General features: G+C 63.6%; 17 protein-coding genes and 1 pseudogene. 15 read left to right on the top strand and 3 right to left on the bottom strand.

Annotated elements, in window-relative coordinates; translation table 11 throughout:
• The first annotated feature begins 12 nt into the window (after window positions 1–12).
• Window positions 13–1380, top strand: coding sequence for an MFS transporter (locus tag ACUXVA_RS22765; RefSeq protein WP_265078262.1), 1368 nt, complete (start codon window positions 13–15; stop codon window positions 1378–1380).
• Window positions 1381–1541: 161 nt separating this feature from the next.
• Here the strand turns inward: ACUXVA_RS22765 and ACUXVA_RS22760 are convergent, their stop codons facing one another.
• On the bottom strand, window positions 1542–2954 hold the full coding sequence (locus ACUXVA_RS22760) for a M48 family metalloprotease (RefSeq protein ID WP_445488256.1): 1413 nt from the start codon (window positions 2952–2954) through the stop codon (window positions 1542–1544).
• A 212-nt stretch (window positions 2955–3166) separates the two neighbouring features.
• Complete coding sequence (locus ACUXVA_RS22755; protein ID WP_445488254.1) at window positions 3167–4126, bottom strand: hypothetical protein; 960 nt, start codon at window positions 4124–4126, stop codon at window positions 3167–3169.
• A 428-nt stretch (window positions 4127–4554) separates the two neighbouring features.
• On the opposite strand from ACUXVA_RS22755, the gene ACUXVA_RS22750 reads away from it, so the two are divergent.
• The 9 genes from ACUXVA_RS22750 (at window position 4555) to ACUXVA_RS22710 (ending at window position 14732) form a co-directional block, all read left to right on the top strand.
• Entirely contained in the window at window positions 4555–4875 is a 321-nt protein-coding gene (locus tag ACUXVA_RS22750; protein WP_265078265.1) for a nuclear transport factor 2 family protein, read from the top strand.
• A 100-nt stretch (window positions 4876–4975) separates the two neighbouring features.
• Entirely contained in the window at window positions 4976–5761 is a 786-nt protein-coding gene (locus ACUXVA_RS22745) for an alpha/beta fold hydrolase (RefSeq protein WP_445488251.1), read from the top strand.
• Window positions 5762–6175: 414 nt separating this feature from the next.
• The gene (locus ACUXVA_RS22740; RefSeq protein WP_445488249.1) at window positions 6176–7822 is read left to right on the top strand and encodes a GMC family oxidoreductase; all 1647 of its coding nucleotides are present in this window, start codon (window positions 6176–6178) and stop codon (window positions 7820–7822) included.
• A 127-nt stretch (window positions 7823–7949) separates the two neighbouring features.
• On the top strand, window positions 7950–8774 hold the full coding sequence (locus ACUXVA_RS22735; RefSeq protein WP_445488247.1) for an alpha/beta fold hydrolase: 825 nt from the start codon (window positions 7950–7952) through the stop codon (window positions 8772–8774).
• Between the two features lie 107 nt (window positions 8775–8881).
• Window positions 8882–9991, top strand: coding sequence for an FAD-dependent monooxygenase (locus tag ACUXVA_RS22730; RefSeq protein WP_265078268.1), 1110 nt, complete (start codon window positions 8882–8884; stop codon window positions 9989–9991).
• A 360-nt stretch (window positions 9992–10351) separates the two neighbouring features.
• Entirely contained in the window at window positions 10352–11266 is a 915-nt protein-coding gene (locus tag ACUXVA_RS22725; RefSeq protein ID WP_445488245.1) for a GAF domain-containing protein, read from the top strand.
• Between the two features lie 118 nt (window positions 11267–11384).
• Window positions 11385–12590: a pyridoxal phosphate-dependent aminotransferase gene (locus ACUXVA_RS22720; protein WP_445488243.1), complete on the top strand. Its 1206-nt coding sequence runs from the start codon at window positions 11385–11387 to the stop codon at window positions 12588–12590.
• Window positions 12591–12720: 130 nt separating this feature from the next.
• A complete protein-coding gene (locus ACUXVA_RS22715) occupies window positions 12721–13281 on the top strand; it encodes a biotin transporter BioY (protein WP_445493338.1) in 561 nt (186 codons plus the stop codon).
• Window positions 13282–13400: 119 nt separating this feature from the next.
• Window positions 13401–14732, top strand: coding sequence for a dicarboxylate/amino acid:cation symporter (locus ACUXVA_RS22710; RefSeq protein ID WP_445488241.1), 1332 nt, complete (start codon window positions 13401–13403; stop codon window positions 14730–14732).
• Window positions 14733–15019: 287 nt separating this feature from the next.
• Here ACUXVA_RS22710 and ACUXVA_RS22705 read toward each other — a convergent pair whose 3' ends face one another.
• Window positions 15020–18208 (bottom strand): Rne/Rng family ribonuclease, encoded by a 3189-nt coding sequence (locus tag ACUXVA_RS22705; RefSeq protein WP_445488239.1) that lies wholly within the window; start codon window positions 18206–18208, stop codon window positions 15020–15022.
• Between the two features lie 691 nt (window positions 18209–18899).
• Here ACUXVA_RS22705 and ACUXVA_RS22700 point away from each other — a divergent pair.
• The 5 genes and pseudogenes from ACUXVA_RS22700 to ACUXVA_RS22680 all read left to right on the top strand — a co-directional run bounded on the left by ACUXVA_RS22700 (window position 18900) and on the right by ACUXVA_RS22680 (window position 25555).
• Window positions 18900–20174, top strand: a complete 1275-nt coding sequence (locus tag ACUXVA_RS22700) for an N-acetylmuramoyl-L-alanine amidase (RefSeq protein ID WP_445488237.1) — start codon at window positions 18900–18902, stop codon at window positions 20172–20174.
• Window positions 20175–20378: 204 nt separating this feature from the next.
• On the top strand, window positions 20379–22871 hold the full coding sequence (locus ACUXVA_RS22695; RefSeq protein WP_445488235.1) for a penicillin-binding protein 1A: 2493 nt from the start codon (window positions 20379–20381) through the stop codon (window positions 22869–22871).
• Between the two features lie 87 nt (window positions 22872–22958).
• Window positions 22959–24097, top strand: a pseudogene (prfB, locus tag ACUXVA_RS22690) (peptide chain release factor 2).
• Between the two features lie 2 nt (window positions 24098–24099).
• A complete protein-coding gene (locus ACUXVA_RS22685) occupies window positions 24100–24984 on the top strand; it encodes an NAD(P)-dependent oxidoreductase (RefSeq protein ID WP_265078274.1) in 885 nt (294 codons plus the stop codon).
• Between the two features lie 163 nt (window positions 24985–25147).
• Complete coding sequence (locus ACUXVA_RS22680) at window positions 25148–25555, top strand: hypothetical protein (RefSeq protein WP_445488233.1); 408 nt, start codon at window positions 25148–25150, stop codon at window positions 25553–25555.
• The last annotated feature ends 9 nt before the right edge of the window (window positions 25556–25564 follow it).

Here is a 25564-nt window from a genome sequence, read left to right as displayed (position 1 = left end):
GGAGAAACGCCAATGTCAGCTTCAGTCAACGCCGGAGGCCGCCTCGATCGGCTTCCGATCGGACCATTCCACTACCGCATCATGACACTGATCGGCATTGGCATGTTCTTCGACGGTTTCGACATCTATCTTGCCGGCACCGTGCTCGGCGTGACGTTGAAGACCGGATTCTCAACACTCGGCCAGAATGCAATCTTCATTTCGGCGACCTTCGTCGGCATGATGGTGGGATCGTTCGGCACCGGCTTCCTCGGCGATCGTTTCGGCCGCCGCTTCAGCTACCAGTTCAACCTGCTTCTGTTCGGCCTTGCTTCGCTCGCCGCCGCTTTCGCGCCCAACATGACCATCCTGATCGTCTGCCGCTTCTTCATGGGCGTCGGGCTGGGCGCCGAGAACGTGGTTGGCTATTCCACCATGACCGAGTTCGTGCCCGCCAAGTCGCGCGGCAAGTGGCTCGGGCTGATGGCGGTGTGCGTGGTCACCGGCCTGCCGGCCGCGTTGCTGGTCGCGTCGATCATCGTACCGGCATTCGGCTGGCGCGCCATGTTCATCCTCGGCGGCATCGGTGCGCTGGTGGTCTGGTATCTGCGCAAGAACCTGCCGGAATCGCCGCGCTGGCTCGAAGCCGTCGGCCGCAAGGAGGAGGCGGAAGCGCTGATGCAGAGCATCGAGCGCGAAGCCGCCCAGGGCCAACCGCTGCCGGCTCCGGCGCTGGCGCCCGCGGTGGCGCCGTCCGGCGATCTGGCGACGCTGTTCACGCAGCCGCTGCTGAGCCGCATGATCGTGGGTTCGGTTTGCCTGATCACCATCAACACGCTGCTGTACGGCTTCGTCACCTGGCTGCCGGTCTTCTTCATCAAGCAGGGGCTGAGCATCGCCACCTCGTTCGGCTACGCACTGCTGATGGCACTGGGCGCCCCGATCGGCTCGGCCATCGGCGCGCTGACAGCGGATCGCTGGGGCCGCAAGCCGACCATCATCGGTTCGTCGCTGATCACGGTGGCGCTGGGCATCATCTATCCGATGATCTCCGACCCGATCCTGCTGCCGGCGGTGGGCTTCCTGCTGACCATCCCGATCTACGTGCTGGTGGCGCTGCTGTTCGGCATCTACATCCCCGAACTGTTCCCCACCGAGGTGCGGCTGCGGGCGTCGGGCATCGTCAACACCCTGGGCCGCGGCGCCACCATCGTGACGCCGTTCCTGGTGGTGATGCTGTTCGAGGCCCGCGGCGTTGCCGGCGTGATGTCGCTGATGATCGGGCTGCTGGTGATCCAGATCATCACCGTCGCGGCGCTGGGCATCGAAACCCGCCATCGCCGGCTTGAAGAGCTGAAGAGCGAGGATCTGGCGCCCTCGGCGCTGAAGCAGCCGTCCTGACCGCAGCGGGCAGGGCGACATGACAAGCCTCCGGTGAGCGAAGTACACTCGCTCACCGGAGTGCGATAGGTCTCAGCGCTGCCGTTGTTTCTGCGCATCTCCGCCGCAAGCGCGAGGAAGTCGTGCTGGTCGGCTTCGCGGATGCGAACGACCGGTAACGCTCAATCCTTCGATCCCGGCCCCTTGGCCGCGATGATGTCGTCGGCCTTGACCCAGCCGGGGGTGCCGATGGCGAAGCGGGCCTTGGCGCGCGAGGCCAGTTCGCGCGCGGTCTTGTTGTCGCCGCGCAAGAATGCAGCCTGTGCCGAGGCGAGATCGGCCTCCGCATAGTCGCCCTTGCGGCCATAGGCCATGGCCAGCTGGGAGTAGCCGATCGGCGCTTCGCTTTCGCGGGCGACGGCGGCGCGCAGGATCCGGATCGCTTCGTCGGTGGTCGCCTTGTTGTCGGAGGCCACCAGCGCCTGCCCCAGCAGCATCTCGATCAGGGCTGCGTTGTTCGACAGTTGCACCGCCTTGCGCAGCGGCGCCACGGCCTCTGCCGGCCGGCCGCCTTCGAGCAGCGCCTGGCCCTTCAATTCATGGAAATAGGGGTTGTTGGGCTGCACCGCGATCAGCGCGTCGATCTGCGCCGCGGCGTCGCGCAGGTCGCCATGGCGATAGGTGGCGATGGCGCGCGCATAGCGCGCCGGCAGCGAGACGTCGGACGGCGGATAGCGCCGATAGACCGTATCGCGCTGCTCCATGAAGCCGGAGGTCTTGGCGCGCATCAGGTCGTGGCGCAGCTGCAAAGCAGGGTCGTCCTTCTTGTCCCAGTACGGGCTCGATTTCGCCAGCTCTTCGAGCGCGGCAACGCGCTCGCGCGGCATCGGATGCGACTGCTGGTAGGGGTCGGCGCCACGCGCCGCGAACAGGCTGTCGCCGGAGAACCGCTTGAAGGTCTCGTACATGCCCTTCGGCGACTGGCCGGTGGCGGTGAGGAACTTGACCCCGGCGCGGTCGGCGTTTTCCTCCTGCTGGCGCTGGTAGGACAGCATGGTGCTCTGCAGGATCGCGCTCGGCGCGCTCACCGCGGCAGCGCCGATATTGCCGGCGCCGTTGTTGGAATTGCCGCTGCGCGCGCCGGCCACCATGGCGCCGACGCCGAGCAGCATGGCAACGATCATCTGGGTCTGCGCTTCCGCCAGCCGCGAGCGGAGCTTCGACAGATGGCCGCCGGCGAGATGGCCGGTTTCGTGGGCCAGCACGCCGATCAGCTGGTTCGGGGTCTGCGACTGCATCAGCGCGCCGTAATTGACGAAGATGCGGCGGCCGTCGGCGACGAAGGCGTTGAAGGTGGGATCGTTGATGATGACGACCTGGATATTCTGTTTCTCGAGCCCGGCGGCGCGCAGGATCGGCCGCGTGTAGTCGCGCAGCGGCTGCTCGATCTCGGCATCGCGCAGCAGCCTGGGGCCGCGGTTTTCCTGGGCGCGCGCCGGCAGCTGCGCGATCAGCAGCGCCGCCGCGGTCAGCAGCGCGATCCATCTGGAGGGGGCCCGGGGCGTGGCCCGGGGCTGCGGTCGCAGGTCTTTCATCTTCGGCCGGGGTCGGACAGGGATGGGCCTAACAAGCCCGATATTGCGGCAGGAGCGCGGCACAGCAACGGACCGCAACGCGTCGGGGCCGTGCAGATAGCAGGTTATACTGGAAAATACGAATGGGGATCAGCACCGGCGTCCGGCGCCGCCTCCTGCAGCAATGACACTGGCGATGCGTCGGCGATATCCCGAAAGCCGAGGCCGGAGCGTCAGGCCTGCACGTCGATGGTCGGCGTCGCCGCGACCATCACCGTCGCGAGTGCGGCATCGGCGCCGCCGGACTGGCTGATCTGGATGTTTTCCGCCAGTTCGCCGACGGCCTTGTCCACGGCTGCGCCGGTCTGCGCCGCGCCGTCGGCTTCGGGGTCGGCCGGATGCTGAGCCTTGAGCTTTCGCGCGGCTTCTTCCATCAAGTGCTTGACCGCGCGGGCAGCGTCCTTGAAGGCTTCCAGCACGTCGTGCTCATGCTGGTTGTCTTTCGCTTCCGCCGTGGCCTTGTCGGCCGGGCTCTGCGGCTGCGCGGCGACTTCAGGCGCGGCCGTCTTTGCGGTCGCATCGGCTGGGGAGGCCACCGCCGGAGCCTCGCCTGTCGTTGACGTCGCATCGCTCGCTGTTGCGGCCGGGTCGGCGGAGCCGGTGACGGCATCGCTTGGCACCGCGGCGTTCGACGCACCTTCGCCGCCCTGGGCTTTCAGCGCCTCGCTATATTCGTTGGCGGCGCCCTTGATCTCCTGGGCGATGGCCTTGGCCTGACGCATGATTGCCTTGGGATCGCCGCCCATCATGCGCAGCAATGCCAGTTTCTGGCGCGCCAGTTCCAGCTTCTGTTCGGCCGCCGCCTTGCGATCGCCGATCATGCCCTGCCTGGCGTCGTCGAGCTTGGTCAGCGCATCGCGGGTCTTCTCCAACTGATCGGAGAGCGCGGTCGCGACATCGCCGTCCAGCGCCGGCCGCAGGGCGTTCAGCGAATTCTGCAGCAGCGACATGGCCTGCGCGGAAGCCGACAAATTCTTCTGGACCGCAGGGCCGCGGTTGGCGGAATTGACGTCGCCCGCGTCGGCGTTGGTCTTGGCCGAAGCCGCACTGGATTTCGCCGCCGCACCGCGCAGCAGCGCGACCGCGGCATCGTCGGCGGACTTCTGATATGCGCTGTTGGACGCAGTGAGCACCGAACATCCTCGCTGGCGGACTTGGTCGCCTAAGGTGTGTGCGAAAGTTCTACTATCTCTACGGTAATAACGTGCCTCTGCGACTCTTAATGATCCGTTAAGGGAGTGGCGGTGAGTTGATCTCGCACCGTCGTCCTGTGCGACCTATCGCAGCGAAGCAGGCGTGGCGCTTCGCTGCCTTTTCGCGCGCCATGCGAACGGCCAGTTTGATGCATGGTCTCAAGTTAACGTCCCGCGCCCGAGCGTTGCTCACCGCGCTTGGAGCCATCGGGCCGGCTTCGTCGACCGCTGATACGCTTCGTGACACGGCAATCCGGAGCCGCGAGCGTGTCGAGATTCGTGCGACCTCTTGTCCCAGTTTGTCCAACTATTTTATCGAATGGCCAATTGTTAAAGGTCGCTCCGAATGTTCGAGAGGAGAAGAGATAATGGATCTGCCAACCGTGGCGGAGGCGTACTTTGAGGCAGACAGGCACAATGACCTCAACGCCATGCTGGCGGTTTTTTCCGACAATGCCTCAGTGATGGACGAAGGCACGCGCCACGAGGGCGCCGCCGCAATCCGTGGATGGTGGACAGCGGCAAAGGCAAAGTATCATCACGTCGCCATACCAACGGAGACGGTGATTGCGGGCGAGGAGATCCTTGTCAGGGCGACTGTGACAGGGCGATTTCCCAACAGTCCCGCAACGCTCAATTACGCATTCACGGTGAAGCAGGGAAAGATCATCAACCTGGAAATTGGCTGATGGCTGGTTTCTCACCCCGAAGGATGACGGCAGTCATCCGCCTGCTCACCCTTGAACATAACTATCCCATAGCAATGACAGATACCCTGGAGATATGCCAATGAGCTTTGAGATCGGACGAATCCTGGTTGCAACGGTTGCCGCGGCAAATCTGTTTGCCATGACGCCGGCACGTGCAGCAGATGCCACTCCGAACAGCAAGGCCGTTCGAAATGTCGTGCTTGTGCACGGTGCATTCGCCGATGGTTCGGGATGGCGCGGGGTCTACGAAGAGTTGAAACATCGCGGCTTTCGCGTGACTATCGTTCAAAATCCTCTCACCTCCCTCGAAGACGATGTCGCTGCCACCAAGCGTGCGCTGGATCGACAGAATGGCCCGACCATCCTTGTCGAACACTCCTGGGGCGGCACGGTCATCACCGAAGCAGGCGTTGATGCGAAGGTGGCAGGGCTTGTCTATGTCTCCGCTCTTTCGCCAGACGCCGGAGAAACCACTGCTCAGCAGTATGCAGGCTTTGCGCCCGCGTCCCAGTTTGTCATCGACACGACAGACGATGGTTTTGGCTTCGTTAGCCTGGAAAAATTCAAGGCTGGCTTTGCCCATGACTTGAACGATTCAGACGCTGCGTTTTTGCGGGATGCGCAGGTCCCGATCAACATGTCGGCGTTCGGCGTGAAGCTTAAGAATGCAGCGTGGCGGTCCAAGCCCAGCTGGGCGGTGATCGCGACTGAAGACAAGGCTTTTGATCAGAAAATGCTGATTCACATGGCCGAGCGCATCGGTGCACAGATCACGAAGGTTTCAGCCAGTCACGCGCTTTTCATGAGCCAGCACAAAGCCGTGGCCGACGTGATCGAAAAAGCCGCGAAAACACTGTCGAAGTAACGTGATTGGGCAATCCGGATTCCGGCTCGCCCTTCAGTGCTGCTTCAGCAAGAGCTTTGATCATTGAAAGTTGTCCGGCGCCTGGCTCCTGCGACGTGGGGCCACTGAGAACCATCGCCACGATGCAGATCATATGATGGCCGCCGCGCCGGGTTGATGCCATGTGCTGCGCGTCGATGACGCGCTGATCACGACAAAGTTAGGAATCGGAGTTGCCCATCGATCATCCGCACCGATGCGTGCGCGGTTACAAAATGCTTTTTCGGATCAAGGCTTTGATCGCAGTTGCGGAAGGCGAGGGTTTAAAACGCCCCAATTTTTAGAAATGATAGAAATGATAAAACTGTTGAATATGAAATATTCTTAGATTATTCAGCGCCTCCTTCATTCGCATTCATGACGGAGGTCAATCTGATGAATTCCACAATGCAGGCCTTGGCAGACGGCAAGGCCGACGAACCTAATGCGAATATCCCGGCCAAGGATAACCGCACCCACTTCGACTTCATCGTGTGCGGGGCAGGTTCCAGCGGCTCGGTCGTGGCGGCGAGACTTGCCGAGGACGGCAATGCGCGCGTCCTGCTTCTCGAGGCCGGAGGAGACGACAACTCCGAGTCGGTTTCGGAGCCGTCGCAGTGGCCTAGCAATCTCGGCAGTGAGCGGGATTGGGGTTTTGTCGGTGAGCCTGCACCCGGGCTCGATGGCCGACGGCTTCCCCTCAGCATGGGCAAAGGACTTGGCGGAGGCTCGAGCATCAACGTGATGGTGTGGGCGCGCGGCCATAAGGAAGACTGGGACCACTTCGCTGCCGAAGCCGGCGATGACGCGTGGGGCTACGCCTCCGTGCTTGGTTACTACCGGCGCATCGAAGACTGGCGCGGATCCCCGGACAGCTTGCGCAGGGGCGTCGGCGGCCCGGTCTATGTGGCTCAGCCAGATGCGCCTCAGCCGATCGCGCAGGCCTTGGTCGATGCGGCGGGCCTCATCGGCATTCCGGTCTTCGACAATCCCAACGGCGAGATGATGGAAAGCGCCGGCGGCGCATCGATTGCGGAACTGCGGATTCGCGGTGGCAAGCGGGAATCGGTGTTCCGCTCCTATGTTTACCCGATGATGACGAGACCGAACCTCACCGTTTTGACCGACGCTCTCGTCACGCGGCTGCTGTTCGAGGGCAAGAAGGTCGTCGGCGTCGAAGCCTCGGTCCACGGCGAGCGTCGTCAGTTTCGTGCACGATGCGAAACGGTGCTGTCGCTGGGAGCCGTCCATACGCCTAAGGTTCTCATGCAGTCGGGTATCGGTCCGCAGGATGAATTGCATGCCCACGGCATCCCCGTCGTCCAGGATCTTCCCGGTGTCGGCCGCAACCATCAGGATCACCTCGCGTTCGGCTGCACCTGGGCTTACCGCAAACCCGAAGACGTCGGCGGAAGCGGCTGCGAAGCGAAGCTGTATTGGAAGAGCGATTCCCGCCTTCGCCAACCGGATATCCTTCAGTGCCAGCTCGAGTTCCCGGTGCCGTCGCCGGCGGAGGCGGGCGTCGCGACGCCCGAACATGGCTGGACGATGTTCGCCGGGCTTGCGCAACCAAAAAGCCGCGGTCGCCTGCGCCTGTCCGGACCAAATCCTCTCGATCCCGTCCTCATCGAGCCAAACTCCTTGAGCGAGCCCGAGGATATGGCTGCCGGGCTTGCGGCCGTGAAATTGTGCCGCGAGATCGGAAACAGCGCGGCGTTCACTCCGCTGGTTCGCTGCGAAACTGCTCCGGGAAAAGGCTACCGATCGAGAATGGTCGACTTTTTGCGCAGGTCCGCAGTCACCTATTGGCACCAGTCCTGCACGGCGAAGATGGGACGCGATCGCATGTCGGTCGTTGATCACCAACTCAGGGTGTACGGCATAGAGGGGCTCCGTATCGCTGACGCCTCGATCATGCCGCGCATCACCACCGGAAACACGATGGCGCCGTGCGTGGTGATCGGAGAACGGGCTGCGGACATGATTGGCGCGCGGCACGGACTGTCCCAGCCGCAAGGCGTCGGCCGCCTTCAGCAAGTTTGATTCAACCAGGCCGCTCTCGAAGCGGCGCGGGTCGTGGCGCGCATCCCGCATACGCCACGACCTTCCTTATCAACACGCAGCTCTCGTTCCACCTCTCGTGAGGATCAGGGAGCCATCGGGAATCGATATGCAAGTCACAACACAACACAAAATTCAGACGTCTCATGGCCGGATTGCGGTGGAGACGAGAGGCGAAGGCTTCCCCGTCGTGTTCATCCACGGAAATTCGGCGTGCCGGGAAGTTTTCCGGAAGCAGATCTCGTCACCACTGCTTGATGGATACCATTTGATCAGCTTTGACCTTCCGGGCCATGGCGCATCGGACGACGCGCCGGATAGCGATCGGACTTACTCTCGTCCTGGTTTGGCTGATCTGGTGGTGGAGCTGCTCGGAAAAATGGACATCAAGCGCGCCGCGATCGTCGGCGCTTCGCTGGGTGGGCATATAGCGATCGAGATGCTCGCCCGCTCCGGCATTTCTCAAGGACAGTTCCTGATAGGGACGCCAGCCGTAGGAGAAAATTTTGCGGAAGGGTTCCGCGGAAAGCCGTTGAACGGCCTGGCTTCGAGAGGCGAGCTCACTTCGGAGGAGGCGCAGCAATTCGCCAGGGCTGTCTTTGGAAACGACTTTGAGCCGTTCATGCAAATTGCGATCGAACGAACCGACCGGCAGTTTAGAAGCAAGCTCTTTGCTGCTGCAAAACAAGGGGCGGGCGTCAATCAACGCGAAATGCTGAGTTTGACAAACACGTCGACGGCGATCGTGAACGGCGAGAATGATCAGATCATCAACCTCGATTACGTCGACAGCGTTCCTTACGCGAACCTTTGGCGAGGGAAGTGTTTTCGCATTTCGAAAGCGACACATTCCGCTTTTTGGGAGGTTCCGCATGTTGTCAATCTTCTGCTTTCGGATTTTCTGAAAGAGCTGACGGGCAGGCGGAAGACCTAACTCGGTCAGCATCCACGCAAAGAAAATGCCAGTGAAGCGACGCGCGCGAAGCCCATCGAAGGCGTCGCGGCGCGGGGCTTGATTCATCGGAAAATCGGACACATCAAATGCGAATACTTATTGTGGGAGCCGGAATAGCTGGGTTGGCGATGCACCGAGCCTTGTCGCAACGTGGCTTCCAATCCAGCATCGTCGAGCGGAATAGCTTTGCCGGCGTCGGCGGGACAGCGCTCTTTCTTCCCGGCAACGGGGTGAGAGCAATCGGGGAGTTGGGGTTGCTTGAGCCGCTCCTGAAGATCTCGCATCCGATCGCGTATCAGCGGTTCTTCGACGAGACCGGCCGTCTCTTGAATGAGATCAACGCGGATGAATTCTGGGCGCAGGTCGCACCATGCCGAACCATGAAGCGCTCCGCGCTTTGGGAGTTGCTGAGCGAGGGAGTGGGCGACGGTGTCATCCAGTATCGCCGCATCCTCGACATTGCGCAAAACAAGTACACCAGTCGCGTCACTTTTCAGGATGGTGGCATGGAGGAATACGATTTGATTATCGGCGCTGACGGGGTCAATTCGACTGTGCGAGAGTCGGTGTTCCCCGAGGCGCCGTCTCCTGAATATGCAGGAAATGTCTGTTGGCGCTTCATTGTACCGAACGTCAGCGGGATCAGGGACTGGACCGTAATGCTGGGGACCAGGATGAGCCTGCTCGGCAAACCGGTATCATCTTCGGAGTTGTACGTTTACGCCGATCTATCTGCCGACGGCGCGCATCGCACGGTCTACTCGTCATCGACGCCGCTGAAGCCATTGTTCCAGGATATCGCGGGTCCGCTCTATTCCAGCCTGGAGTTGTCAACGCAAACGAAGGTCCACTTCGGGGAGTTGGTTCGCCTGCGGCTGGATAGCTGGTGCCGAAATCGCGTAGCGCTTGTCGGCGACGCAGCGCATGCATCGCCGCCCAGCATGGCTCAGGGTGCCAGCATGGCGGTGGAAGACGCGATCGTTCTCGCCAATGAACTCGCGGACACTCTATGCGTCGATACTGCGCTCATGCGCTATGAAGCGCGTCGGAAAAGACGTGTCGACTGGGTCCACCGTCAATGTTCTTCGCGTGACACGATGCGCCGGTTTCCCCGTCGACTACGGAATGCGCTCTTGCGCTTCGGTGGAGCAAAACTTTACCAGCGGTCATATGGTCTCCTGAAGGGTCCGATCTGATCATTGGTCCACGGGACGGGGGAGGGAGTGCGGACGGCCACGATATTCCGTCGATCGCCAGCCCCCGTCCGATTTGCCACTCGACGCCGGCCCGGGCGGGCTTGCTCTCAACGGAAGGTTGCGACTGAGTGTCAGAAGCGGTTGGCAGAATTCACATTTCTTGCGAATTTTCGTTTTCTAACTATGTTCGATCCACAGCAGTGGATGATGACGTGAAAGATGTCCTGACGACCGCCGAGGCCGCCCAGATGCTGGGCATTTCGACCCGTACGGCTCAGCTATGGGTGGAAACCGGGCAGTCTGTCGTCTTGGAAAACGCCGGGCGGACACAGGCGAATACCGCGCCAGGCGGTGCTCAATGTGAAGGACCGTCCGGTCCAGCAGCATTTTGGCGTACGCGCCCACGCGATCATATTTGCGGCGGAAGGGCGCGGGGCCGGGTGGCGTCATGCCGGGCTTCGCGGATTGGGCCTGCTCCTTCATATCTCGGAAGACGTGCAGACTGTTCGCGAGTGGCTGGCGCTGACCCCGCCGATGCTGATCGTGATTGAAGGCGCCGACGTAGCTGAGCGTAAAAGGCTTGTGGCCGCGCTGTACAACGACGTTCGTCTCAGCCAGACGACGATCGTCAGTCTGACCGCCACGCAGTCCGATCAACCTGTCCTGCTGGGACCGCAGCGTGTCCAGATTGGAATGTCGCCCGATGTCTCCGCAACGAGCGCAGCCGTCGTCGAGCACCTGATGCAGACCGGGCGCGACGAGGTTGAGCCCTCCACATTCCCCAAGCCCTGGAACGAACGCGCGCGGTTGGCCGCAGTGAGGCAATCCGGGCTGGTCGGATCGGCTCCCGATCCGGGCTTCGACAGGCTCGTCCGGCTGGCCGCATACGCCCTTCGGGCGCCTATTGCGATGTTTACGCTCATCACCGAGGACGAACAGTGGTTCAAGTCGCGGACCGGTTTCGAGGGCGCCACCACACCTCGGGATTGGGCATTCTGCAACGAGACGCTGATCGCCAATGAGCTTACTGTGATTGAAGATCTTTCGAAGTCTGCGAGCTTTTCACAGAGTCCGACGATAGCTCAGCCTTATGGCTTTCGCTTTTACGCCGGCGCTCCCGTTCGCGACCCGCTCGGGTTTGCTCTGGGTTCGACATGCGTCATCGACGTGGTGCCCAGGACGCTAAGCGAGAATGAGCGCGAAGCGCTTACCACGATTGCAGACGCCGCATCCAACCTGATCAGGCTGCGGGCGCTGGAACAGGAAATCGCCTAGTTGGATTCGAGTTCTCCGCGGCACGCGTGATGCCGGTGCGGCGCGCGGGCTGGACCGCGGCTTCGAAATCCGCCACATCTTCTGAAGCCGCTGCCGCCAATTCCGCAAAGAATGCCCCATGCTTGAAACCACTCACCGCCAGCGAATCCAGGCCCTGCTGACGCCGTCCGCACGCAGCGACGTTCCCCCCTTCATGGTGATGGACGTGATGGCCGCAGCCGCGCGCATCGAGGCTGCCGGCGGTCACGTGATTCACATGGAAGTCGGCCAGCCCGCCGCTGCCGCGCCAAAAGTGGCGATCGCCGCCGCGCAGGCGGCGCTGCAGGGCGGCCGGATTGATTACACCTCGGCGCTCGGCATGCCCTCGCTGCGCGCGCGAATTGCCCGGCATTACCGCGATGCCTATGGCTGCGATGTCGACCCGGCGCGCATCATGGTCACCACCGGGTCGTCAGGCGGCTTCATCCTGGCCTTCCTGGCGATGTTCGAGCCCGGCGACCGCGTCGCGGTGACCGTGCCCGGCTATCCGCCGTACCGCCACATCCTGAAGGCGCTGGGCTGCGAGCCGGTGCTGATCGAGACCCATGCCGACACCCGCCACGCGCTGACCGGGGAGGCACTGCTCGCGGCGCACCGCAAGACGCCGCTCAAGGGCGTGCTGGTGGCCAGTCCGGCCAATCCAACGGGCACCATGATGTCCCGCGAGGCGCTCACCGGCCTGATGGCCGCCGCCGACAGCGCCGGCATCCGCTTCATCTCCGACGAAATCTATCACGGTCTCGATTACGCCTTCCCGGCGGTGACGGCCGCCGAACTGTCGCCAGATGCCCTGGTGATCAACTCGTTCTCGAAATATTTCTGCATGACCGGCTGGCGGGTCGGCTGGATGGTGGTGCCCGAGCCGCTGGTGCGGCCGATGGAACGGCTGCAGCAGAACCTGTCGATTTCGGTGCCAACCCTGTCGCAGATCGCCGCCGAGGCGGCGTTCGAGGGCCGCGCCGAGATGGAACTGGTCAAGCACGGCTACCAGGAGAACCGCCGCATTTTGATCGCAGGTTTGCCGCAAGCCGGTCTCAACGATTTCCTGCCCGCCGACGGCGCCTTTTATCTCTATGCCGATGTGTCGAAATTCACGGCCGACAGTTTCGATTTCGCCAGGCAGATGCTGGAGCAGGCCCATGTCGCCGCGACTCCCGGCAGCGACTTCGATCCGATCCATGGCCGCTCCTACGTGCGCTTCTCCTATGCGCAGTCGAGCGACGACATGCACGAGGCGGTGGCGCGGATCAGCAAGTGGCTCAGGCAGGGCGGTCCGCGCGGCTGACCCGCGCGAGGCCGGGTTGCCGCGCGGCCGAGTTAGACACGATAGCGGGCGCCATCACGCTCGCCTGGCAGGAGGAAAGCCTTTGTCGATCGTCCCGTCCCGTCCCGCACCGCATCAACCGATTGCCGCCGTGCTGTGGCCGAGCCGCGCCGATGGCGCCGCGGGCATTTTTCGCGCCGTCGTTCTGGCGGCGCTCGGCACGGCGCTGCTGGCGATTTCGGCAAAGATCAACCTGCCGCTGCCGTTCGTGCCGATGACGCTGCAGACGCTGGTGGTGCTGATGATCGGCGCCGCCTATGGCTGGCGGCTCGGCACGGCCACCGTGATCGCCTATCTCGCCGAGGGAGCCATGGGCCTGCCGGTGTTCGCGGGGCCGGTCGGCGGCCTCGCGCCGCTGCTCGGGCCGACCGCGGGCTATCTGTTCGGCTTCATCGTCGCAGCCTTCGTGACTGGCTGGCTCAGCGAGCGCGGCTGGGATCGTTCGGTGCCGCGGCTGTTCGTGGCCATGGGGATCGGCCATATCGCGATTCTGGCGATGGGGTTCGGCTGGCTGGCGTTCGGCATGCATCTCGGCGTCGAGAAGGCATGGCTGGTCGGTCTGCTGCCGTTCGTGGCGGCGGCGCTGGTCAAGAACGCGCTCGGCGCGGCGTTGGTGCCCGCGGTTCGCCGCCTGGTGGACCGCCGTAGGTAACTGCCGACCACACGCGGATTTCCGGTGATATCCATCTAATGCACCTCCGGCGGATTGCCGGAGGTGCGGCATTGTGTGCTATTGACCCGCAGTTCTAAAGATTGACGGGAGTAAATGTCATGGCGGCGATCGCGACGACGGGGGGCCCAGCCTCCGCGGCCAAACCTTGGTACAAGGTGCTCTATCTCCAGGTGCTGATCGCCATCGTGCTCGGCGTGATCGTCGGCTCGTTCTTTCCGGCCTTCGCCACCAACGACTGGATCAAGGCACTCGGCGACGGCTTCATCAAGCTGATCAAAATGGTGATCGCGCCGATCATCTTCTGCACCGTGGTGTCGGGCATCGCGCACATCCAGGATGCCCGCAAGGTCGGCCGCGTCGGCGTCAAGGCGCTTGTCTACTTCGAGATCGTGTCGTCCTTTGCGCTGATCCTCGGCATGATCATGGGCAACGTGTTCCAGGTCGGCCACGGCCTGGTCACCAAGGTCGATGCCAACAACGCGGCCGTCGCCGGCTACGTCAAGCAGGCGGAAGCGCAGAAGTCGGTCGACTTCGTGCTCAACATCATTCCGGACAGCGTGGTCGGCGCCTTCGCCAAGGGCGACATACTGCAGGTGCTGCTGTTCGCGATCCTGTTCGGCTTCGCGCTAATGGCGCTGGGCGAGCGCGGCCACACCCTGCGTGACACGATCGATGACGTCTCGCATGCGATCTTCGGAGTCATCGCCATCGTCATGAAAGCGGCACCGATCGGCGCGTTCGGCGCGATGGCCTACACGATCGGAAAATTCGGCCCGGCGGCGCTGACCAATCTGATCAGCCTGATCGCGCTGTTCTACGGCACCGCGGCGCTGTTCGTTATCGTTGTGCTCGGGCTGATCGCGCGGGTGGTCGGCTTCAGCATCTTCAAGTTCATCGCTTACATCAAGGATGAGCTGCTGATCGTGCTCGGGACCAGCTCGTCGGAAAGCGCCTTGCCGCAGCCGATGGCCAAGCTGGAGCGGCTCGGCTGTTCGAAGTCGGTGGTCGGCCTTGTGGTTCCTACCGGCTATTCGTTCAACCTCGACGGCACCAACATCTACATGACGCTGGCGACATTGTTCATCGCCCAGGCTCTGGGCGTGGACCTGACGTTCGGCCAGCAGATCACTATTTTGTTGGTGGCGATGCTGACCTCGAAGGGCGCCAGCGGCGTCACCGGCGCCGGTTTCATAACGCTGGCCGCGACCCTGAGCGTGGTGGATCCGCGGCTGGTACCGGGCATGGCGATCGTGTTCTCGATCGACAAGTTCATGAGCGAGGTCCGCGCCCTCACCAACATCACCGGCAACGGCGTCGCCGCGGTGTTTGTATCGTGGTGGGAAGGCGAGCTCGACCACGAGGTGATGCACGCCAACCTCAACAAGACGATCGATCCGTCGGATGTCGAGGTTGCCGTCACCACCGGCTGATCTCAGATTGCTTCGGACAAAAGCCGCCCGGATCACCGGGCGGCTTTTTGCTGTCGGTGTCGCAGGCAGTGCGGAACCCGTCATCCCGGGGCGTGAGCGGCGTTGGCCGCGAGCGAACCTTAGCCACTCCAATTGGAGTAACGGGGGATCTGGAGATGTTCAGAAAATCCCGAGGTTCCGGGTCTGCGTTAGCCGGCTTCGCGTCTGCCGCATCCCGAAACGACACTATGGGCCACAAAAAAGCCGCCCGGTTTGCCGGGCGGCTTTTTACTGTTCAGGGAGTGAGCTTACTCGCCGTTGCCGAAGGCGCGTGACCACCAGCCTGCCTTGCGCGGCTGTGGGCTGGGCGCCGCTTCGGGGGCGGCGGGCGCGGAAGCAGCAGCCGGCGCCGGGGCGAACTGCGGCGCAGCCGCGACCGGGGTCGGGGCAGACTGCGGTTCGGCCGAAGCGAAGCTGACCTTCTCGCGCACCGTGGAACGGCGACGTGCGGCGGCCTTCTCATCGTCCTGCGAGACCGGTTCCGGCGCAGTCACGACAGGCGCAGCGGGCGCCGGCTCCGCGACAGGCGCAACTGGCGCCGGCTCGGGAGCAGACGGAGCGAACATCGGAACGGCGTCGTGACGGCTCTGTTGCTGCTCGACAGGTGACGTCACGCTATCCGCCGGGGCTTCCAATGGCCGCGGGGGCGGTGTGACGCCGTCGAAATCGGCGACAGCCTCGATTGCTTCCGACGCCGGGATCGGGCCGAGTTCATCGGAAATCGAGCCGACCAGACCCTCTTCCGGTCCGCCACGCCGACGCCGTCCACCGCGGCGACCGCGGCGGCGCGGGCGCCGTTCGCCGTCAACGGGTGCATCGGCACGGGCTTCGCCGGACTGATCATCCGACTCGTCTTCGTCGCCTTCGCTGTCGTCGCCCACGGCTTCGAGGCCGTCAGCGTTGGTTGATGCGGCGGCGGGAAATTCGCCGCCTTCGCGCGGTGCCGGTCCGCCTTCGCGGGCCTCGCCCGAGCGACCGCGCCGGCGCCGGCGCCGCTTGCGCTTGCGCCCGTCGGCATCGGTTTCGCCAGCAACGCTCTCCGAGGAGCCTTCGTCGTCCGTCAGGCCTTCGGTTTCCTCGGTCTCGATCTCGGCTTCGGTCTCGAAGGATTCATCATCCTCATAGGGTTCTTCGACCTGCACCGGGAATGCGGCGACCTGCGCCGCCAGCACCGCCTTCGCGGCCTCCAGCGTGTGCACCTGTTCGCCGCGATCGATCACGAAGGACTGCTGACCGGCGACGGTCGGGTCGGCGATGACAGCGAGGGTGACCTTGAAGCTGCTTTCCAGATCCCGCAGATGGGCGCGCTTGTGGTTGAGCACATACAGCGCGACGTCTGTGCGGGTGCGCACGATCAGGTTATGCGTCGCGCCCTTCATCAGGATCTCTTCGAGACCGCGCAGCAATTGCAGCGCGACCGAGGACACCGAGCGAACGTGGCCGGAGCCGCCGCAATGCGGGCAGACCTCTGTGGAACTCTCCAGCACGCTGGCGCGGATGCGCTGGCGCGACATTTCGAGCAGGCCGAAATGCGAGATGCGTCCGACCTGGATGCGGGCGCGATCCTGCCGCAGGCAGTCGCTGAGCTTGCGCTCGACCGCGCGGTTGTTGCGCTTCTCGTCCATGTCGATGAAGTCGATGACGATCAGCCCGGCGAGATCGCGCAGGCGGAGCTGACGGGCAACTTCCTCGGCGGCTTCAAGGTTGGTCTTGAGCGCGGTATCCTCGATGTGGTGCTCCTTGGTGGAGCGTCCCGAGTTGACGTCGATGGAGACCAGCGCTTCGGTCTGGTTGAGAACGATGTAGCCGCCGGACTTCAACTGCACGGTAGGTGAGAACATCGCGTCGAGCTGGCTCTCGACACCCATCCGCGAAAACAGCGGCTGACCGTCGCGATACTGCTTCACCGCGCGGACGTTGCTCGGCATCAGCATGTGCATGAAGTCGCGGGCCTCCTGATAGCCGGCTTCGCCGGCGACCTGGATCTCGTCGATTTCCTTGTTGTAGAGGTCGCGCAGCGAGCGCTTGATCAGCGAGCCTTCCTCGTAGACGAGGGTGGGGGCCTGCGACTTCAGCGTCATGTCGCGCACGGTTTCCCACATGCGGATCAGGTATTCGAAGTCGCGCTTGATTTCCGGCTTGGTGCGCGAAGCGCCTGCGGTGCGCAGGATGATCCCCATGCCTTCCGGCACGTCGAGATCTGAGACCACTTCCTTGAGGCGGGAGCGATCCTGCGCCGAGGTGATCTTGCGGCTGATGCCGCCGCCGCGTGCGGTGTTGGGCATCAGCACGGCGTAACGGCCGGCCAGCGACAGATAGGTGGTCAGCGCCGCGCCCTTGTTGCCGCGTTCTTCCTTGACAACCTGGACCAGCATCACCTGGCGACGCTTGATGACTTCCTGGATCTTGTACTGGCGGCGCGGACGGAATGCGCGTTCCGGCACTTCTTCCATAACGTCGTCGCCGCCGACGGATTCGACGATATCCTCTTCGGCTTCCTCGCCGTCCTCTTCGTCGTCATCGTGATCGTCGGCTTCCGAAGCAGCCGCGTGCTCTCCGGCGTGATCGTCGTGATGGGGGACGTCTTCGGCATAAGCAGCGTTCTCGGCCGCATGCGCGTCGCTGTGATGCTCGTCATGGCCGTGATCGTCATGCGCATGGCCGTGCGCGTGATCGTCGTGAGCGACAGCAGCCACCGGCTGCGGTTCGGCAACGGCGTCCGGCGCGATGCCGGCCGATACCGGCTGGTCCGGATGAATCTCGGAGGAGGGCGTCTCGACGGCCGACGCCTCGGAGACAGCAGCCTCCGGCGCGACCTGCGCGTGAGCCTCATGGTCATGGTCGCCAACGGCGTGGCCCGGGGCCTGCTCGCCTTCGACATGGTCGTGCGCGTGGCTGTGCTCATGGTCGTCATGATCATGATGCTCGCCGTCGGCGACGTGATGGCCGGCGTCGTGGGCATGGTCATGTTCGCCGTCATGCGACACGAATGCGGGATCGCGCGGCTGTTCGGCCTGCGACGGATCCAGGCTGGCACCGGCGACGACGTCGCTCTGCACACGATCGCTGCTGCCGCGACGGCGCGAATTGCGGTGCCGCGGGCGCTTGCGGTTGGAGCGGTTCTCAGTCTCTTCCTCGGCTTCGCGATGGGCGCGTTCGTCGGCCTCGATCAGCGCCTGACGGTCGGCGACCGGGATCTGGTAATAGTCGGGGTGGATTTCGCTGAAGGCCAGGAAGCCATGGCGATTGCCGCCGTATTCGATGAAGGCGGCCTGCAGGGACGGTTCGACCCGGGTGACCTTGGCGAGATAGATGTTGCCGCGAAGCTGCTTGCGCTGGGCGGTTTCGAAATCAAACTCTTCGACGCGATTGCCGCGAACCACGACAACCCGGGTCTCTTCCGGGTGGGTAGCATCGATCAACATTTTGTTTGGCATTTGGGGACTCTTGACGGCGGAGGGCGCGCGTGGCGGCAAGCGCGGAGCGCGCAGCCGGGTGACGCAACGGTCCACCTGATTCGGGGGTGAAAGGAAGGCCGAAACGCAACCCGGGGCGCCGTACCGAACGCGAACCCAGTGCAGGGCGACGCGCGAGGCGATTGGCTCGCATCGGCGCATTCCTCACTTGGGTCTCGGTCGGCAACACAGTCTGGCGCATCAAGCGTCGGCCCGTCTGAACAGGGGGGCGGCAAAGGCGCCGCCTTTTGGCGCTGACGGTACCGGCGCGGCGCCAAGGCGCTCGCCGGCTATCGCATATTCCGCCCGAAAGGCCGGAATAACCGGTTATGAAGTGTCTAAAGCCGCCCCTGAGCAATAAGTGACCTGGGAACGGACGCCGCTCGGGCTAGAACCGCCACTCCTGATCAGCCGCGCGCTGCGCTGGCCGTGGAGCGGATCGGGAGGACGCATGGACCTCAATCGAGGACCAAACGCTGCACCGGGAGGCTGGACGCGACATAACCGGGAGTCTAAGTCGTCAGCCACTCATACATACGAGGATCGCCTGCCGCATGCAAGAGAAGCGTCACAAGCCTGCAACAGTCAGGCTTATTCGGCGGGCTGGGCTTAAGCTTCAATTAACCGTGCCGTCCTATTGCGGTAAGGAGGGCTGCTCGGAGGCAGGGATTCGTTGGCGAGCCTAACAAACCACACCCAATTGTTCAGCGCGGTGCTGGTGAGCGCCGCTGTACTCTTTGGTTGGTATTCAAATACCGCCCGCGCAGCGGAGGAAACCACGGCCGCCATCGGCCCGGTGTTTCCGGTTGCCTCTGACGTCCGGATTGCCGGCGACGACAAGCAGACCCGTTTTATCCTCGATCTCGACAAGAAAATCCCGATTCGGGCGTTTGCGCTGGCCGATCCCTATCGCGTGGTGGTCGACCTGCCGCAAGTGACCTTCCGCCTCGATTCAGGCGCCGGAACTGCCGCCCGTGGGCTCATCAAGGCGTTCCGCTACGGCCTCGTGATGCCTGGCGGATCACGCATTGTGTTCGACCTCAACGGTCCCGCGAAGATCAAGAGCGCCTATGCGCTCGATCCGGCCAACGGCCAGCCGGCCCGGCTGGTGGTCGAACTCGAATCGGTGGACCGCGCGACATTCGATCAGGCGTTGGCGGCAGACGGCCGCTCGGAATTGCGGCCGGCGATCGAGACGACCGCGGTAGTCACGCGCGCTGCGGCGCCCAACTCAGCGCCGGATACGCGGCCGGTGGTGGTGATCGATCCCGGTCATGGCGGCATCGACAACGGCACCCAGGCCGGAACGGAAACCGAGAAGAGCCTGGTGCTCAGCTTCGGGCTTGCGCTGCGCGATCGCATCGAAAAGGCCGGCAAGTATCGGGTCGTGATGACCCGCACCGACGACACCTTCATCCCGCTCAACGACCGGGTGAAGATCGGACGCAACCAGTCTGCGGCGCTGTTCGTCTCGATCCATGCCGACGCATTGCCGCGCGGGGAGGGCGATGCCCAGGGCGCCACGATCTATACCCTGTCCGATCGAGCATCCGACGCCGAGGCTGAACGGCTCGCGGACTCCGAGAACAAGGCCGACGCCATCGGCGGCGTCAACCTGACCGAAGAGCCGACCGACGTCGCTGACATCCTGATCGATCTGGCCCAGCGTGAGACGCGAACCTTCTCCAACCATTTTGCCCGCCTTCTGGTTGGCGAGATGAAGAATACCGCGCGGATGCACAAGCACCCGCTGAAGTCGGCCGGTTTCCGCGTCCTCAAGGCGCCCGATGTGCCGTCGGTGCTGATCGAGCTGGGCTATGTCTCGAACAAGGCCGACCTGCAGCAGCCGGTGTCGGAAAGCTGGCGTTCCAAGACGGTGGGGGCGGTAGCGCAGGCGATCGACGCCTTCTTTGCCCGCCGGGTCGTCTCGGCCGTGCCGGCAAACTGAAATAGGGAAGCCTTTCAAGGGTGAAAGCCCTAGTTTGGCCACAGCGGCAGCTTTATAGAAAACGATGTCGGCCGTCAGAATCGGTCCAGCGCGGCGGGCGCCGTGCCTGTTGCGCGGTCTGGCGGAATATGGCTGCCGACCTCACGCCTAAGACAGTCGCCGTATGATACAATGCGGCCCAGAGATTAAAACGGATCTTCGATAATGCGTCTGCTGGTGCGGTTTTTGGGTTTCTTGTTCGCCGCCGGAACGGTCTTGTTCCTGGTGGGCGTGGCCGCCGCCGCCGGCATGATCTGGCATTACTCGAAGGACCTGCCGGATTATTCCCAGCTTCAGGATTACGAGCCACCGGTGATGACCCGGGTGCACGCCGCCGACGGCGCGCTGCTGGGCGAGTACTCCAAGGAGCGGCGGCTCTATCTGCCGATCCAGGCGGTGCCGAAGCTGGTCATCAACGCCTTCCTTGCCGCCGAGGACAAGAATTTCTATGAGCACGGCGGCATCGATTACACCGGCATGGCCCGCGCGGCGGTGCTGTATGCGCAGAACTTCGGCTCCAACCGCCGCCCGCAGGGCGCCTCCACCATCACCCAGCAGGTCGCGAAAAACTTCCTGCTGACCAACGAGGTCTCCTTCACCCGCAAGATCAAGGAAGCCCTGCTGGCGATGCGCATCGAGCGCACCTATTCCAAGGACAAGATCCTCGAACTGTACCTCAACGAGATCTATCTCGGCCTCGGCGCTTACGGCATCGCTGCGGCGTCGCTGGTCTACTTCGACAAGTCGGTCAACGAGCTGACGGTTTCGGAAGCGGCCTATCTGGCGGCGCTGCCCAAGGCGCCGTCGTCCCTGCATCCTATCAAGAACCGCGACCGTGCCATCGAACGCCGCAACTACGTGATCGACCGGCTGCTGGAGAACGGCTGGATCAAGCAGGCCGATGCCGAGAAGGCGCGCAAGGATGTGCTGACCGTCACCAGCCGCACCAATGCCGCGCACATCTTCGCCGGCGAGTATTTCGCCGAGGAAGTCCGCCGCGACATCTTCGAGCGTTACGGCGAAAAGAAACTCTATGAAGGTGGCCTCTCGGTCCGGACGACGCTGGACCCGAAGCTTCAGGTGATGGCGCGCAAGACCATGACCAACGGTCTCATCGCTTACGACGAGGCCCATGGCTGGCGCGGCGCTTCCAACAAGCTCGATATCAGCGGCGACTGGGGCGTGAAGCTCGCCGAGGTCAAGTCGCTGAACGATATTGCGCCATGGAAGCTGGCGGTCGTGCTGGACGTCAGCGATCAGTCGGCGCGGATCGGGTTTCAGCCCGGGCGCGAGCTCGGCGGCGCCGTGCTCAAGGACCGCCAGACCGGCAACCTGACGCTGGAAGGTGTCCGGTGGGCCAGGCCGGCGGCGGGACCGATGAGGGGCAAGACGCCCACCGCGGTGTCGCAGGTGCTGAACCCCGGCGACATCATCTACGTCGATCCGTTGCTGACCAAGGAAGGCACGCCCGTAGAAGGCCAGTATCGCTTGCGGCAGTATCCGGAAGTGTCCGGCGCCATGGTGGCGATGGATCCGTGGACCGGTCGCGTGCTGGCCATGGTCGGCGGCTTCTCGTTCGACCAGAGCCAGTTCAACCGTGCCACGCAGGCCTATCGGCAGCCCGGCTCCTCGTTCAAGCCGCTGGTCTATTCAGCGGCTATGGATAATGGCTACACGCCGTCGACCGTGGTGGTCGATGCGCCGCTCGAGATCGATCAGGGGCAGGGCGCCGGCGTCTGGCGTCCGGACAACTATTCGAGCGGCAAGTATCTCGGCCCGACCACATTGCGCAACGCGCTGATGCGCTCGCTCAACACGGTGACCGTGCGGCTGGCGCAGGACATCGGCATGCCGCTGATCGGCGAATACGCCAAGCGGTTTGGCGTTTATGACGAATTGCCGAACTACCTGTCCTATGCGCTGGGTGCCGGTGAAACCACCGTGATGCGGATGGTGACGGCCTATTCGATGTTCGCCAATGGCGGCAAGCGGGTGAAGTCGACGCTGATCGACCGCATCCAGGATCGTTACGGCCACACCATCTTCAAGCACGACGCTCGCGAATGCCGCGGCTGTGACGCCCCTGACGGCTGGAAGAACCAGCCTGAGCCGCAACTGGTCGACCGGCGCGAGCAGGTGCTGGATGCCATGACTGCCTACCAGATCACGTCGATGATGGAAGGTGTTGTGCAGGGCGGAACCGCGACTGTGATGCGGGATGTCGGCAAGCCGATCGCCGGCAAGACCGGAACCACCAACGACGCCAAGGATGCTTGGTTCATCGGCTTTTCTCCGGATGTCGTGATCGGTCTTTATGTCGGTTACGACAAGCCGCGCAGCCTCGGCGCCAAGGCGACCGGCGGCGGCCTTGCAGCGCCGATCGCGCGCGACTTCATGAAGCTGGCGCTGGCCGACAAGCCGGCGGTGCCGTTCCGCGTGCCGGCCGGAATCAAGCTGATCCGCGTCGATGCCAAGACCGGTATGCGCGCCGGTCCGGGCGATACGGGGCGCACGATCCTCGAGGCCTTCAAGCCGGGTACCGCGCCGCCTGACAATTACTCGGTGATCGGCGTTGCCGATGCCGACGGCCGCTCGTTGCAGGTTTCGCCCGATGCCGACCGTACCATCCTGCGCTCGGGCACGGGCGGGCTGTATTGATCCGAAGGCGATTGCGCTTTCGAGCGCCCGCCGCTACACCCCCGGACATCGTACGAAGCGCGGCGTTTGCCGCAGACGTGAGACAAGATGCGCCCAGAATTCGAACGCCTCGTTGAAGAGATCAAGCAGTCAGTCGGGCTGCTGAGGAGGCATCTTTGACGTCGATGCATCCACGGCACGCCTCGAAGAGCTGAACAAGCTCGCTGAAGATCCCAACCTCTGGAACGATCCCCAGAAAGCCCAGAAGCTGATGCAGGAGCGGACCTCGTTGGAGGATCTCGCTCACCGGCATCGGCCGCGTCATGCGCGAGCTCGATGACAACGTCGAGATGATCGAACTCGGCGAGGCCGAGGGCGATGAAGGCGTCGTGACCGAGGCCGAGAACGCGCTGAGGGCCCTGAAGAAGGAAGTCGCGCGACGCGAGCTGGAAGCGCTGCTCGGCGGCGAGGCTGATCGCTTCGACTCCTATCTCGAAGTCCACGCCGGAGCCGGCGGCACCGAGAGCCAGGACTGGGCCAATATCCTGCTGCGCATGTACACGCGCTGGGCCGAGAAGCACGGCTTCAAGGTCGAATATCTCGAAGAGACAGCGGGCGAAGAAGCCGGTATCAAATCCGCGACCATCCAGATCTCCGGCCACAATGCCTATGGCTGGCTGAAGACCGAGGCCGGCGTTCATCGGCTGGTGCGCATCTCGCCGTTCGATTCCAATGCGCGGCGGCACACTTCGTTCTCGTCGGTGGCGATCTTCCCGGTGGTCGACAACACCATCAAGATCGACATCAACGAATCCGATGTCCGCGTCGATACGATGCGGTCGGGCGGGGCCGGCGGCCAGCACGTCAACAAGACCGAATCCGCGGTGCGCCTCACCCATATTCCGTCGGGCGTTGCCGTGGTCTGTCAGGCCGGCCGCTCCCAGCACAAGAACAAGGCTCAGGCCTGGGACATGCTGCGCGCGCGGCTCTACGAGATCGAGCTGAAGAAGCGCGAGGCGCAGGCCGCCGCCGATCAGGCCGCCAAGACCGAGATCGGCTGGGGCCACCAGATCCGCTCGTACGTGCTGCAGCCCTATCAGATGGTGAAGGACCTGCGTACCGGCGTGCAGACTTCGGACACGTCCGGCGTGCTGGACGGCGATCTCGATGAGTTCATGGCCGCGACACTGGCCCAGCGCGCCTTCGGCACGTCGCCGGGGGCCGGCGCCATCGACGACGTGGACTAGTCGTGGCGCGCGTTGCGTTCGTTGGTCTCGGTCGCATGGGCCATGGCATGGCCGGCCGCTATCTCGACGCCGGCTTCCATGTTGCCATCTGGAATCGCAGCGAAGCCAAGGCAGGCGATCTGATTGCCCGCGGTGCGCGCTGGGCCTCTTCGCCTGCGGATGCGGCCGAGGGGGCCGACGCCATCGTCACCATGGTGGCCGACGATCAGGCGTCACAGACGGTTTGGCTCGGCAGCGATGGCGCAGCGCGCACTGCAAGACCGGGTGCGCTGGCGATCGAGTGCTCCACCGTGTCCTATCAGCATGCGCTCGATCTCAGCCGCGATTTGCGCACCCGCGGGTTGGTCTACGTCGACAGCCCGGTCACCGGCCTGCCGGATGCCGCCGCCAGCGGAGCGCTGACCTTGCTGGTCGGTGCGGACCTCTCCGATCTGGCATTGGCGCGGCCATATCTGACGCCGATCGGCTCGACGATCCGGCATTTCGGTCCAGTCGGCGCGGGGACCGTCTACAAGCTGATCAATAACCTGATGGGTGCCATCCAGATCGCTGGCCTGGCCGAAGGCCTCGCCATTGCCGAGCAGGCCGGGCTCGACATGACACTGGTGCTGGACTGCATTGCCCAGGGCGTCACGGCGAGCCCGCAGGTCTTGCGTCACGCGCCGCGTATGGTGGCGCGCAATTTTTCCGACGCGACCTTTACCGCGGCGCTTCGCCACAAGGATGCGGCCTACGCGGTTGCGCTGGCCGAGGCGCTGCTGCCGGATGCGCCGATGGGGCGTGCTGCGGTGCAAGCCTATGACAAGGCCAAGGCTTTTGCGCCGGATGAAGACGAAGGCAAGATGATTGAGCTCGTATCGCGCCGCAAAAGCGAGACGTCGAAATAGCGCAGCGACAGTGTGACGGCGTTGCGACAGCAATACCTTGTTTCGCCGCCTTTTCTTCCACCTCATCGCCGGTATGATGGACAGGCCGGAACCCGCAGCGGGCCGCTGGCTTGTACTGGCGTCGCATGGTGCGACGACAAGATTCAATCATCACGGGGGCGTCATGAGAGTTTTTCCAATACTCGCCATCGGTCTTTCGCTGTTGCTGGTTGGCTGCGGGCGCGATCCCGGACCTGCCGGTCCCAAGGGCGACGCGGGTGCGCAGGGCCCAGCCGGTCCGCAGGGCGCGCAAGGTCTGCAGGGCATTCCGGGCGTGCAGGGCCAGGCCGGCGCGCAGGGCCCGCAAGGTGCCCAAGGCATGCCCGGCGCTCCCGGTGAGAAGGGCGAGAAGGGCGAGAAGGGTGACAAAGGCGAGAAGGGCGACACTGCGCTTCGCGTCGTTCAGGCCGATGGGGCTGTCGGATGCGAAAGCAACGAGACGCTGGCATCCGTCTATTGCCCGGCCGGCGGCGCGCCTGATGGCATGAAGTGTGCGACATCGCCCACCGTCGGACTTTGCCTGAAGAAGTGAGCCAAGGGC

The organism is Rhodopseudomonas sp. RCAM05734 (assembly GCF_052658035.1).
Note: the sequence above shows the minus strand (reverse complement) of the source record. Positions and strands in the feature narration are given on the sequence as shown.

What these genes read in the sequence shown, in the direction of transcription:
- ACUXVA_RS22745 (WP_445488251.1), top strand. Translation starts at nt 4,976, where the DNA reads ATGAGCTTTGAGATCGGACGAATCCTGGTTGCAACGGTTGCCGCGGCA.
- ACUXVA_RS22720 (WP_445488243.1), top strand. Translation starts at nt 11,385, where the DNA reads ATGCTTGAAACCACTCACCGCCAGCGAATCCAGGCCCTGCTGACGCCG.
- ACUXVA_RS22705 (WP_445488239.1), bottom strand. Translation starts at nt 18,208, where the DNA reads ATGCCAAACAAAATGTTGATCGATGCTACCCACCCGGAAGAGACCCGG.
- ACUXVA_RS22740 (WP_445488249.1), top strand. Translation starts at nt 6,176, where the DNA reads ATGAATTCCACAATGCAGGCCTTGGCAGACGGCAAGGCCGACGAACCT.
- ACUXVA_RS22760 (WP_445488256.1), bottom strand. Translation starts at nt 2,954, where the DNA reads ATGAAAGACCTGCGACCGCAGCCCCGGGCCACGCCCCGGGCCCCCTCC.
- ACUXVA_RS22680 (WP_445488233.1), top strand. Translation starts at nt 25,148, where the DNA reads ATGAGAGTTTTTCCAATACTCGCCATCGGTCTTTCGCTGTTGCTGGTT.
- ACUXVA_RS22695 (WP_445488235.1), top strand. Translation starts at nt 20,379, where the DNA reads ATGCGTCTGCTGGTGCGGTTTTTGGGTTTCTTGTTCGCCGCCGGAACG.
- ACUXVA_RS22730 (WP_265078268.1), top strand. Translation starts at nt 8,882, where the DNA reads ATGCGAATACTTATTGTGGGAGCCGGAATAGCTGGGTTGGCGATGCAC.
- ACUXVA_RS22735 (WP_445488247.1), top strand. Translation starts at nt 7,950, where the DNA reads ATGCAAGTCACAACACAACACAAAATTCAGACGTCTCATGGCCGGATT.
- ACUXVA_RS22765 (WP_265078262.1), top strand. Translation starts at nt 13, where the DNA reads ATGTCAGCTTCAGTCAACGCCGGAGGCCGCCTCGATCGGCTTCCGATC.
- ACUXVA_RS22710 (WP_445488241.1), top strand. Translation starts at nt 13,401, where the DNA reads ATGGCGGCGATCGCGACGACGGGGGGCCCAGCCTCCGCGGCCAAACCT.
- ACUXVA_RS22750 (WP_265078265.1), top strand. Translation starts at nt 4,555, where the DNA reads ATGGATCTGCCAACCGTGGCGGAGGCGTACTTTGAGGCAGACAGGCAC.